This is a genomic window from Salinivibrio sp. PR5 (assembly GCF_001996085.1).
Taxonomy (GTDB): domain Bacteria; phylum Pseudomonadota; class Gammaproteobacteria; order Enterobacterales; family Vibrionaceae; genus Salinivibrio; species Salinivibrio proteolyticus.
Window position 1 is genome coordinate 16763 of the sequence record NZ_MUFK01000012.1, and the last position, 12224, is coordinate 28986.

The window sequence follows — 12224 nt, forward strand, 5'->3', positions numbered from 1 at the left end:
CGCATAAAAAAGGCAAGTTCAATGGCGTTCAGTGAAAACAATTTAATCTGGATTGATCTGGAAATGACTGGATTAGATCCTGACACCCACAAGATCATTGAGATCGCGACAATTGTCACCGATGCACAGCTCAATGTGTTGGCAGAAGGGCCGGTATTAGCGATTTCTCAGCCACAAAGCGAACTGGACAAAATGGATGACTGGTGTACCCGCACCCATACTCAATCGGGATTAGTGGCGCGCGTCGAGCAAAGCACCATTAGTGAGCAAGATGCCATCGAGCAAACCCTCGCCTTTTTATCACAGTGGGTACCAGAAGGCGCTTCACCGATTTGTGGTAACAGCGTGGGGCAAGATCGACGCTTTCTGTATCGTCACATGCCAGCACTAGAGCGCTATTTCCACTATCGCACCGTGGATGTCAGTACTTTGAAGGAATTAGTCCGACGCTGGAAGCCTGAGATATTGAATGACTTTTCGAAGCAGGGAACGCACTTAGCGCTTGACGATATCCGTGAATCAATTGCAGAATTGCAGTTCTATCGCGAAAGGATCCTGACGATCTGATTTTATTTTCATCGATCTGGTGTTCTTTTGAGCGATCAAAAGAAAAAACCAAAATTTTGCTCGTCAGCACTTGCAACCCGGTTTTTTCTTCGTATAATTCGCAGCCCTAACGACGTGAAACGTCTGTTGAAAGCGACATTAGCTCAGCTGGTAGAGCGCAACCTTGCCAAGGTTGAGGTCACGAGTTCGAACCTCGTATGTCGCTCCAAATTAATGTTCGATCTGATGTGGATCAGGTCGATCTAAGCGACACTAGCTCAGCTGGTAGAGCGCAACCTTGCCAAGGTTGAGGTCACGAGTTCGAACCTCGTGTGTCGCTCCAATTTAAAATTCGATGTAACGCATCGGCAATGCGACATTAGCTCAGCTGGTAGAGCGCAACCTTGCCAAGGTTGAGGTCACGAGTTCGAACCTCGTATGTCGCTCCAAATTACAACTCGGTATAAGCGACACTAGCTCAGCTGGTAGAGCGCAACCTTGCCAAGGTTGAGGTCACGAGTTCGAACCTCGTGTGTCGCTCCAATCACTTGGTTAAACACCAGTGCAACGTTTTTTATAACGTTCTCTTTAATGCTGTGAAGCATCATTCCTGATTTTTCGCTAACTATTTCGTCAAACCTTTCTCAAGGCGGCGTGATAGCGCGGTTTCGTCAGTTATTGCACAGAGTTATCCACAGATATATGCTTGTGGATAAACTGGTTGATGAATTCTTGCCGGCGAGAGGGGGTGGTGAGATATTGATCAAGTGCCTTGTGTTTGTAGTACAGTGCTAATCGATACATTTAAAGCCCAAAACCTTGATTTTAAGTGGTTTTTTATCTTTTTCTTCCAGTTTACTTAACGCTTTTCCACAATCTTATTCACTTCCGTGATCTTGCTCGCTTAATGCACCACCAATGTGTTTAACTATCAAGAAGTGCACCAAAACGGCGCTTACTTATGGACTTTTCCACATTGTGTGAATAGCGTCATCTTTCCGTGATAAGCCGCCGGTTAGGCGTCTCTAGGCAGGCCTTTTTCGATAATACGCACCAGCCGTTTGGTGCCAGTGGGTAAAATCTGCACATCTATTTGTAGTCGCTTTTTCTCTTGTTCGCTAAGTGCCCACTGAATATGTTCATCGACTAAGTCATCTTCACCGAGTCGTGCAGATAGGCTGTTGACGATATCTTCATCGTAGGGGGCATTCCCCATCGCGATCGCGAGGTTACGCCGCCATTTACGTATGCCAATCCGTCGAATCGCTGACCCTTGGGTCAGGGATAAAAACGTGTCTTCATCCCAGTTAAAAAGGGTCGTGAGTGGCTGCTGCTCAAGGCTTGGGCGGCAATGAAAATCGGCCTCTAGGGTTAATTCTGCATCGCGGTTAAATGGACACACCAGTTGGCAGTCATCGCAGCCATAAATACGGTTACCGATGGCATGACGAAACTCGAGTGGGATCACGCCATCGTACTCAATCGTGAGATAAGAGATGCAGCGACGTGCATCGACCACGCCTTCGGCGACGATCGCTTGGGTTGGGCAGCTGGTCATACAGGCTACACATTTACCGCACTGGTTTTCGACCGGAGTATCGACCGGCAAAGGAAGATCGACCAATAACTCGCCGAGAAAGAACCAAGATCCTGTCTCTTTGTTGAGGATCAGCGAGTGCTTGCCTGTCCAGCCTAGGCCGGCTTTTTCCGCGAGCGGGCGTTCTAAAACAGGGGCAGAGTCGACAAAAGGACGATATCCGAATGGGCCTACTTCAGCCTCAATCTGCTGGCCCAACTTTTTGAGGCGGTTTCGGATCAGTTTGTGATAATCCCGCCCCAACGAATAGCGACTCACATACCCCAGCGTTGGATTGGCTAATGTAGTGGCAAAGCCCGCGTTAGGCGGCAAGTAGTTCATCCTTACACTGATCACGCGTACGGTGCCGGGCACCAACTCTTGTGGACGCGCGCGCATCATGCCGTGACGCGCCATCCAATCCATTTCACCGTGATATCCCAGATCTAACCAACGCTGCAGTTGCGCTTCATGTTGCGTAAGATCAACATCCGTGATCCCCACATGCTGGAAGCCTAGCGCTTGTCCCCATTGCTTGATACGTTGGGCTAATTGGTTGAAATCAATTGAAGCATCGGGCGTGGGGTGCGACATAGCGAGAAATCCTGGGCCGTGAAGTGGTGCAAGCACAATGAATGGAGGCATTCGATGGCAGCAAGTTTACCACAGAGTTTTTATCGTGCAGAGCAAGTCCGTGAGGGTGAGATTGCCGTGGCGAAGGCCCTTGAGATCCCGATGTACCAGTTAATGCTCCGCGCCGGACAAGCTGTTTTTGACACGTTAGCGCAGCGTTACCCGAATGCCGCACGGATATTGATTGTGTGTGGGGTGGGCAATAATGCGGGCGATGGTTATGTGATTGCTCGGCTGGCTAAATCGTCGGGATTGAACGTTACCGTGTGGGCGTTAGGCGATCCAGAGCGGCTGACCGGGGATGCGGCCACTGCGTTTCAGGAATGGCGGGATTGCGGGGGCACCAATGTTTCCAGCGCACCGACCATGCAACAATTTGATGTGATTGTGGATGCGATCCTCGGCACAGGTCTCTCCCGTGCGGTGACGGGGGATTATGCCGAAGCGATCTCGCGCATCAATCAAAGCCAAGTGCCTGTGATTGCCGTCGATATTCCCTCGGGGTTGTGTGCAGACAGTGGCTGTGTCAAAGGATGTGCAATCAATGCGACCATCACGGTGACGCTGATTGCGCTCAAACAAGGGTTAGTGACCGGTAAAGCGATGTCACACCGAGGCGAGCTCGTTTTTGCAGGGTTGAATGTTGCCACCGCCTTTGGTCGTCAGACACAGGCTGCCGGCTGGCTGATGAATGATGATCTTTGCCAACGGTATCTTCCCAAACGTGATCGCACCGCGCACAAAGGCCAGTTCGGTCGGGTACTTTGTTTGGGCGGCGATCATGGTATGGCCGGTGCGGTGACTTTGTCAGCACAGGCGGCATTGCGGACGGGAGCGGGGTTAGTCAAAGTCGTGACCCAAGCGGAGCACACCCTGATGTTGGTGACGCGTCAACCCGAATTAATGACCCAAGGTTGGGCACCTGGGCAGTCACTGAGTGAGGCACTGGAATGGGCGACAAACTTGGTGATTGGCCCGGGGCTTGGCAGCAGTGCATGGTCTGACGCGCTGTGGAAAATCGCGGTTGGGGCGCGTGGTACTAAAGTAATTGATGCCGATGGACTCAATAAACTCGCTCGCCATCCGCAACAGCGAGACGACTGGGTATTAACCCCCCATCCGGGAGAAGCTGCGCGTTTATTGGGCTGTGAAGTGGCGGATGTGGAACTCGATCGCTTCGCCGCCGTCAAAGCTATCCAGACACGCTACGGCGGGGTAGTAGTACTTAAAGGCGCGGGCACGATCGTATATGATGGCACAGATTATGCTGTAGCCAATGTGGGGAACCCGGGCATGGCATCTGGCGGCATGGGCGATGTGTTATCTGGCGTTATTGGCAGCTTTATCGCTCAAGGCGTTGATTTATTTCATGCAGCGGCCATGGGCTGCTATCTTCATGGTAAAGCCGGTGACCAAGCGGCACTTGCCGGTGAACGTGGTTTGCTTGCCAGTGATTTATTACCCGAGTTACAGCGATTGATCGATTAATAAAGCCAACAGACGAGACGCAGTAGTAGCATGACCCAAACTTTTCATACCCAGTTGGCAGACGCCGACAGTACTGTTGCCCTTGGGGCAGCGTTGGCCCGTGCTTGTACGCAAAGCACAACCTGTTATTTACATGGCGATCTGGGCGCAGGAAAAACGACGTTTTGTCGCGGATTTGTTCAAGCAATGGGTCATACGGGTAACGTCAAAAGTCCGACGTATACCTTGGTCGAGCCTTACCAGCTCCCGCCTTGGCAGGTTTATCACTTTGACCTGTACCGCTTGGCAGACCCAGAAGAGTTGGAATTTATGGGGATTCGGGATTATTTCAATGAACAGGCACTGTGCCTGATTGAATGGCCGGAAAAAGGGCAGGGCTGGTTACCTCATGCGGATCTTGATATCACTTTGCAGTATGACGGCGAGCAACGCACGGTGGCGCTGACCGCAAATACCGAAGTCGGTGTGTCGGTTATCAATCGCTTAGAATGGGATGACTAGCATGATGTGGCAGCGGCTATGCACCTTGATGATCGCGGGTCTGTTCAGCGTAACAGGCTGGGCCAATCAGATTGAAAATATTCGCGTTTGGCCTGCGCCCAATGAAACACGGGTCGTGGTCGATTTAGCGGATACGCCAGACTTTAGTTACTTTTCATTGACTCGACCTGACCGTTTGGTCATTGATTTAAAGCAGAGCTCACTGGCGACCTCGCTCCCAAAGCCGGTCAAGGGCAGCGATATACTGACTAAAATTCGCAAAAGTAGCCCGCCTGCCAAGTCCACCTATCGATTGGTATTTGAGTTAAAAGACGCGGCCAAGCCGCACATCTTCGCTTTGGCTCCGGGTGGCGAGTATGGCCACCGCTTGGTGGTGGATTTGCCTCATCCTGATAAAGTCGATAAGAATAAACCCGACTTGAGTGCCGCGGAAAAGAAGCGTCGAGAAACGGTGGCCGCGTTGCCGTTTGGCACCGATGACATCGTCGTGGCGATCGATGCCGGTCATGGAGGCAACGACCCGGGCGCGGTTGGCCCGACACGAAAATATGAAAAATACGTCACGCTGGCGATCGCCAAGCAAACCGCCGCCCGCATTAATGCGGTACCTGGGATGCGAGCGGTACTCACGCGCACCGGTGATTACTTTGTCGATTTGAATCGACGCTCAGAGATTGCCCGCCAGCACAAAGCCCACTTATTGGTTTCAATTCATGCCGATGGTTTCCACAAGCCTCAACCACGAGGGGCATCGGTATGGGTGCTATCTCGTCGCCGCGCGAACAGTGAAATTGGTCGCTGGATTGAAAGGCACGAAGAGCAGTCCAACCTATTGGGTGGTGGGTCCTTATTGGCACAAAACAACGAAGATGAATACCTCAGTCGCGCGGTGCTGGATTTACAGTTCAGCAACTCGCAAAAAGAAGGCTATAACGTGGCGACCCGGGTGCTTAAAGAGTTGGGGAAAGTTACCAAGCTGCATAAATCAAGCCCTGAGCACGCCAGTTTGGCTGTCCTCAAATCGCCTGATATTCCCTCTTTGCTGATTGAAACTGGGTTTATCTCTAACCCACAAGAAGAACGACTCCTGTTCCAACGGGATCACCAGCGCCGGCTTGCCGATGCGGTCTATCACGGGATCCGTAATTATTTTGAACATTTCCCGCCCGATGGCACCCTATTCGCTGCCCGTAAAAATGGGGTAAAACATACTGTCACGGCGGGACAGTCATTGTCTTTGATCGCCAATAAATACCAAAGCTCGGTCGCGGCGATTAAATCAGCTAATGGGCTAAGCTCTAACACGTTGCGGGTCGGGCAAGTGCTGTCTATCCCTAATGTCGATGTCGCTAAACTCGCCGGTAAGGGGGATAACGCTGCCTCTTCGACGCGTACGGTTACCCATACCGTGAGCCGCGGCGAGTTTCTGGGCAAGATTGCCGAGCACTATCAGGTGTCGGTCAGTACCATTCGCCGAGCCAATAGTCTGAAATCGGATACGCTTTGGGTTGGGCAAAAACTGTCGATTCCCGGTGCCACGACGCCGGATCGCAAGCACAAAGTCAAACGTGGCGAGTACTTAGGAAAAATCGCCGCGAATTATGGCGTGACTATTGAAAGCTTGCGGCAAGCTAATTCGCTGCGCTCTGACACCTTGGCGGTGGGGCAGACGTTAATCATTCCGGGAAGTTGATATGGCCATTCAGATTTTACCGGCTCGCTTGGCCAACCAAATCGCCGCGGGCGAAGTGGTCGAAAGGCCAGCGTCTGTGGTCAAAGAGTTGGTCGAGAACAGTATTGATGCGGGCGCGACCCGTATCGATATCGATATTGAAAAAGGCGGCAGTAAGCTGATCCGTGTGCGTGATAACGGCAGCGGAATTAGTAAAGCAGACTTACAGTTGGCGTTAAGCCGACATGCCACCTCAAAAATCCACACCTTGGATGATCTCGAAGCGATCATGAGTTTAGGCTTTCGCGGCGAGGCGCTGGCGAGTATCAGCTCCGTTTCTCGCCTGACCATTACCTCGCGTCCTGCTGAACAGCAAGAAGCGTGGTCAGCGTACGCCGAAGGCCGTGATATGGCTGTGAGTGTTAAGCCTGCGGCGCACCCTGTGGGGTGTACCGTGGAAGTGGTGGACTTGTTTTTCAATACACCCGCACGACGTAAGTTTTTACGTACCGAGAAAACGGAATTTGGCCATATTGATGAGCTGTTGCGCCGTATCGCACTGAGCCGTTTCGATATCACTATCAACTTGCGTCACAACGGCACGCCAGTGCGTCAGTATCGGCGAGTGCCTGAACAGGGCGATCCGGTACGTCGTCTCAAAGCGGTATGTGGGCAAAAGTTTGTTGACCATGCGTTGCGCGTGGAGCTGACCCATCATGATATGACGCTTCGGGGATGGATTTGTACGCCAGAAGGTGCGCGTCAGCAAAATGATATGCAGCACTGCTTTGTCAATCAGCGGATGATGAAAGACAAGCTGATTAACCATGCGATTCGTCAAGGCTATGAGCAAAGCCTTGCCCCTGACCAATATGCGGCGTTTGTTCTTTACATTGATGTGGATCCGCACCAAGTGGATGTGAATGTACACCCCGCGAAGCATGAAGTGCGATTCCATCAAGCCCGCTTGGTGCATGACTTTATTTTCCAAGCTATTTTTGATGCGTTACAGCAGGCCAGTTCTCCCGTCTTAGAGGGGGTGGACAATGAAACCGGTGAGGTCCGCGAACAGGCTAGCTATCAGACACGGCCATCTGCGGTGGCCAGTGATTACCAAACCGCGGTGAACCGTTTTCCAGATTATCCCGGCCAGCGCAAGGAGCCGGTCCGCGAGCGTGGGCAATCAGGCGAATGGTCGGGGAATCGCGCGTTTTCCTCGCCACCCGCGCCACCATCTAAAAAGGCGACACACGCGTATCAGGCACTGATGACGCCTTACGCGTCAGAACAAAAGCCGCACGCGCAGACCGCTACACTCTCGGAAACATCAGCCCCAGCCGCGTCTGAGGCTGTGCCAACGGTAGAGGCGACGGTCGCCGATGTCAGCGATCGGCCCGCTAGCGCAGAAAGTGGGTTAGGCAAAGTGCTCGCCGTGACTCACGGTCACTATGTGCTGATCGCGCGTGGTGATGCATTGTGGTTGGCGGATTATCAAGCCTTGCAGACATGGCGTCAGCAGGGAGCGTTGCGACCCGCCCTTGATGAAGGGTTAGTGGCACAGCCGCTATTGATCCCGCAGCGGATGTCGGCGTCGCCTCAAGAATGTGAGGCGGTTGAGCACTATCAAACCTTATTAGGGCGCTTTGGGATCCATATAAAGGTAAAAGGACAACAGTTGATGGTCATGACAGTATGTCAGCCACTGCGCCAGTCCAACCTCCAAGCTTTTATTCCCGACTTGTTGGCATTTTTATTGTCATTAACCCCAGATCAACCCCATGAAGATCACAGCTCAAGCATGTGGAGTTGGCTGGCAAAGCAGTTGACAGTAGCATCGGATCACGTCAGCCTTGCGCAAGCGGTACAGACCGTTTCGGAAATTGAACAATATTGGCAGGGCGAGGCGTTACAGCATGGCTATCAGCGCGTGTTTAAACGTCTTGACTTGACCACAGCGATAGAAGCATTACAGCATGACTAATCCGTTGCCCAAGGCCATTTTTCTGATGGGGCCGACTGCCTCCGGAAAAACGGATCTGGCTATAGCGTTACGTAAAACATTGCCGGTGGAAATTATTAGTGTGGATTCGGCATTGATTTACCGCGGCATGGACATTGGTACTGCCAAACCAACGGCTGATGAATTGGCTCAGGCCCCGCATCGCCTAATTGATATTCGCGATCCGTCGCAAGCCTATTCGGCGGCCGACTTTCGTGACGATGCGCTCACCGCGATGGCAGAGATTGTTGCCCAAGGCAAAATCCCGCTGCTGGTGGGGGGCACAATGTTGTACTTTAAAGCGTTGCTTGAGGGATTATCACCGCTACCCAGTGCGGATCCTGAGGTGCGCGACGCGATAGAAAAAGAGGCGCAGCAGCAAGGCTGGGAGGCATTGCATCAGCAGTTATGCCATATTGATCCTGTTGCGGGCGCGCGGATCCATCCCAATGATCCGCAGCGCATCATGCGTGCGTTAGAAGTATTCCGGGTTTCCGGACACACATTAACGGCGCTAACGGAGAAGAAAGGTGATCCTTTGCCGTATCAGGTTCACCAATTCGCAATCACTCCTCAGGATCGAGGAGAGTTGCATCGCCGCATCGAACTTCGCTTTGCCAAGATGGTAGAGGCAGGGTTTGAACAGGAGGTACGCGCGCTATACGAAAGAGGTGATCTGCATCCGGATTTGCCGTCGATTCGTTGCGTGGGGTATCGCCAGATGTGGGATTATTTGGCCGGACGCTGCACCCATGAAGAAGCCGTTTATCGTGGGATTTGCGCGACGCGCCAGTTGGCCAAACGTCAGATTACTTGGCTTCGCGGCTGGGAAAATGTGACTTGGCTTGATAGTGACTCGCCGTCACTATCTTTACAAACGGTGACAAAAGCGTTGGCGGCAGAGACAGAGACTTAATGTATACTGTCCCTGACAAGGACGCTGCTTAACCGCTTAGATTGACTACAATTACAAACAAATAAGGAAAAGAAATAATGGCTAAGGGGCAATCATTACAAGACCCATTCTTAAATGCGCTACGTCGTGAGCGTATTCCCGTTTCCATTTACTTGGTGAATGGCATTAAGTTACAAGGCCAGATTGAATCGTTTGATCAATTCGTGATTCTGCTGAAAAACACGGTTAACCAGATGGTGTATAAGCACGCGATCTCAACCGTCGTGCCTGCACGTCCAGTCAGCCACCATAACAATAACCAGGGTTCTGCCGAGCGTTCACACGGTGATCGTCAGCAGGATAAACCTGAGGAGTGAGCATTCATTTGCTAAGGAGCTGTTTGCTTGTTTGACCGTTACGAGGCCGGTGAACAGGCTGTACTCGTTCATATCAATTTTACCCATGATGGCGAGTGGGACGATCTCAGCGAGTTTCAAATGCTGGTGTCGTCCTCGGGTGTCGATGCCTTGCAAGTTGTTGTCGGCAGCCGTCAGTCACCACACCCCAAGTATTTTGTCGGTGAGGGTAAGGCGCAAGAAGTCGCTGACACCGTACGCCAAGTCGGTGCCGATGTCGTGATCTTCAATCACGCATTATCACCGGCGCAAGAGCGTAACTTGGAACAATTGTTTAAGTGTCGGGTATTAGACCGAACCGGCTTGATCCTCGACATCTTTGCCCAACGTGCACGCACCCATGAGGGTAAGTTGCAGGTAGAGCTGGCCCAGCTACGCCACCTGTCAACGCGTTTGGTGCGAGGCTGGACTCACCTTGAGCGGCAAAAAGGTGGGATTGGTTTGCGCGGGCCGGGTGAAACCCAGTTGGAAACTGACCGTCGATTATTGCGAGATCGGGTAAAAGCGATTCTTCGTCGGTTGGAAAAAGTCGCCAAGCAGCGAGAGCAGGGGCGTCGTGCGCGAGCGCGCGCGGAAGTGCCCACTATCTCACTCGTAGGCTATACCAACGCTGGGAAATCAACGTTATTTAACCGCATCACTGAAGCGGGTGTGTATGCCGCGGATCAGTTGTTTGCCACCCTCGATCCGACCTTACGCCGGATTGAAGTGGAGGATGTTGGTCCCTCAATTCTTGCCGACACGGTGGGCTTTATTCGCCACCTGCCGCATGACTTGGTGGCTGCATTTAAAGCAACCTTGCAAGAAACCCAAGAAGCGGACTTGCTGCTGCACGTGGTCGATGCCAGTGATGACAGGTACCGTGACAATATGGAAGCGGTCAACAGCGTGCTAGAAGAAATTGACGCCGCTGATGTGCCTCGTCTGATTGTCATGAATAAAATCGATAGTCTAGAACGCGCTGAACCTCGTATTGAACGAGACGACGAGGGGATCCCACAAGCGGTATGGGTCTCGGCGCTATCCGGACAAGGAATTTCGCTGATATTTGAAGCCCTCACCGAGCGTTTGGCTGGCACCATGGTGAAACATCGCCTGCGGTTGCCACCAAGCATGGCGGGCCGAATGCACAGTAAGTTTTGTCAGATGCGCTGCATTGTGCACGAGGAGTACCAAGACGATGGTCACTTACTCGTTGATGTGCGTTTGCCACAAACAGATTGGTATCGGCTGGAAAAAAGAGAAGGCAGTCACCTTGGCGACTTTATCGTCAGCGACTAGGCTGCTAAAGTAAAAAACTATCGTCAGATCAATTTGATGGAGAGCGCGAATGGCGTGGAATGAGCCAGGAAACAATGGCGGTCCCGATAAAGACCCCTGGGGCAATCGTGGTGGCCGGAATCAAGGCCCACCGGATCTTGATGAACTATTTAACAAGCTAAGCCGCAAACTCGGTGGCTTAGGCGGCGGAGGCCGTAAAGGCAAAGGCCCATCCTTTGGGGGAGGCGTCGCCGGTCTAGGTGTACTTGCACTGATTGGCGCGATTGTTTGGGGGATCTCTGGGTTCTACACCATCGGCGAAGCCGAGCGGGGTGTGGTGCTGCGTTTTGGACAATATGACCGGATCGTGCAGCCTGGTTTGAACTGGAAACCTACCTTTGTGGACACGGTCAGCACCGTCAACGTTGAATCTATCCGTTCTCTGAACAGCTCGGGTCTTATGCTGACCAAAGACGAGAACGTGGTGAACGTTGAAATGGACGTACAATACCGCGTGATGGATCCACAGCAATATCTTTACAGCGTCACCAATGCTGACGATAGCTTGCGTCAAGCCACAGATTCAGCGTTGCGTGCGGTGGTCGGTGACTCCTTGATGGACGATATCATCACCCGTGGTCGTCAAGAAGTGCGTGAGCGTACCCAAGTGGAACTCAACAAAATCATCGATAAGTACGACATGGGACTGTTGGTGGTGGATGTGAACTTCCAATATGCGCGCCCACCGGAGCAAGTGAAAGACGCATTTGATGATGCGATTGCAGCACGAGAGGATGAAGCGCGCTTTATCCGTGAAGCTGAAGCCTATCGTAATGACGTATTGCCAAAAGCAACCGGTCGTGCGGAAACCTTGAAAAAAGCCGCATTGGGTTACAAAGAGCGTACGGTTAACGAAGCACAAGGTGAAGTGTCTCAATTTGAGAAACTCTTGCCTGAGTACCGTGAAGCCCCACGCGTAACGCGTAACCGTCTGTATATTCAGACCATGGAAGAAGTCTACAGCAACACCAGTAAGGTGATGGTGGATTCGCAAAGCGGCAACAGCAATCTGTTATATCTCCCACTCGATAAGCTAATGGGAGGCGCAGCCGTTGGACCGAACCAGCGTAAAGAGACGTCGAGCAGCCAATATGGTATTGAGCTTGAGCAAAGCGCACAGCCAACCCAGCAAGAGTCGGCGCCGCGTTCTGGTTCATCACGAGAAGGGAGATACTAAG

General features: G+C 52.2%; 10 protein-coding genes and 4 tRNA genes. 13 read left to right on the forward strand and 1 reads right to left on the reverse strand.

Features of this window, described 5'->3' with window-relative positions; genetic code table 11:
* Positions 1–21 precede the first annotated feature (21 nt).
* The 5 genes from orn (at position 22) to BZG82_RS06630 (ending at position 1089) form a co-directional block, all read left to right on the forward strand.
* Positions 22–567: an oligoribonuclease gene (orn, locus tag BZG82_RS06610; RefSeq protein WP_077765442.1), complete on the forward strand. Its 546-nt coding sequence runs from the start codon at positions 22–24 to the stop codon at positions 565–567.
* Positions 568–699: 132 nt separating this feature from the next.
* A tRNA-Gly gene (locus tag BZG82_RS06615) sits at positions 700–775 on the forward strand.
* Positions 776–813: 38 nt separating this feature from the next.
* A tRNA-Gly gene (locus BZG82_RS06620) sits at positions 814–889 on the forward strand.
* Positions 890–919: 30 nt separating this feature from the next.
* Positions 920–995 (forward strand) — tRNA-Gly (locus BZG82_RS06625).
* Positions 996–1013: 18 nt separating this feature from the next.
* Positions 1014–1089, forward strand: a tRNA-Gly gene (locus tag BZG82_RS06630).
* 472 nt (positions 1090–1561) lie between these two features.
* Here the strand turns inward: BZG82_RS06630 and queG are convergent.
* Positions 1562–2689, reverse strand: a complete 1128-nt coding sequence (gene queG, locus BZG82_RS06635; RefSeq protein WP_158075983.1) for a tRNA epoxyqueuosine(34) reductase QueG — start codon at positions 2687–2689, stop codon at positions 1562–1564.
* A gap of 81 nt (positions 2690–2770) precedes the next feature.
* Between queG and BZG82_RS06640 the strand changes: the two genes are divergently transcribed.
* The 8 genes from BZG82_RS06640 (at position 2771) to hflK (ending at position 12223) form a co-directional block, all read left to right on the forward strand.
* Entirely contained in the window at positions 2771–4243 is a 1473-nt protein-coding gene (locus BZG82_RS06640) for a bifunctional ADP-dependent NAD(P)H-hydrate dehydratase/NAD(P)H-hydrate epimerase (RefSeq protein ID WP_077765444.1), read from the forward strand.
* A 30-nt stretch (positions 4244–4273) separates the two neighbouring features.
* Positions 4274–4744, forward strand: coding sequence for a tRNA (adenosine(37)-N6)-threonylcarbamoyltransferase complex ATPase subunit type 1 TsaE (gene tsaE / locus BZG82_RS06645; RefSeq protein ID WP_069589718.1), 471 nt, complete (start codon positions 4274–4276; stop codon positions 4742–4744).
* Position 4745: 1 nt separating this feature from the next.
* Complete coding sequence (locus BZG82_RS06650) at positions 4746–6437, forward strand: LysM peptidoglycan-binding domain-containing protein (RefSeq protein WP_077765445.1); 1692 nt, start codon at positions 4746–4748, stop codon at positions 6435–6437.
* 1 nt (position 6438) lies between these two features.
* A complete protein-coding gene (gene mutL, locus BZG82_RS06655; protein ID WP_077765446.1) occupies positions 6439–8397 on the forward strand; it encodes a DNA mismatch repair endonuclease MutL in 1959 nt (652 codons plus the stop codon).
* A complete protein-coding gene (gene miaA, locus BZG82_RS06660; RefSeq protein WP_077765447.1) occupies positions 8390–9331 on the forward strand; it encodes a tRNA (adenosine(37)-N6)-dimethylallyltransferase MiaA in 942 nt (313 codons plus the stop codon). Before mutL ends, miaA begins: the two co-directional genes overlap by 8 nt.
* A gap of 77 nt (positions 9332–9408) precedes the next feature.
* Positions 9409–9687 carry an RNA chaperone Hfq gene (gene hfq, locus BZG82_RS06665; RefSeq protein WP_069589712.1) on the forward strand — a complete coding sequence of 93 codons (279 nt, stop codon included), beginning with the start codon at positions 9409–9411 and terminating at the stop codon, positions 9685–9687.
* A gap of 27 nt (positions 9688–9714) precedes the next feature.
* Positions 9715–11007 (forward strand): ribosome rescue GTPase HflX, encoded by a 1293-nt coding sequence (hflX, locus tag BZG82_RS06670; protein WP_069589711.1) that lies wholly within the window; start codon positions 9715–9717, stop codon positions 11005–11007.
* Between the two features lie 49 nt (positions 11008–11056).
* Positions 11057–12223: an FtsH protease activity modulator HflK gene (gene hflK / locus BZG82_RS06675; RefSeq protein ID WP_069589710.1), complete on the forward strand. Its 1167-nt coding sequence runs from the start codon at positions 11057–11059 to the stop codon at positions 12221–12223.
* Position 12224 lies beyond the last annotated feature (1 nt).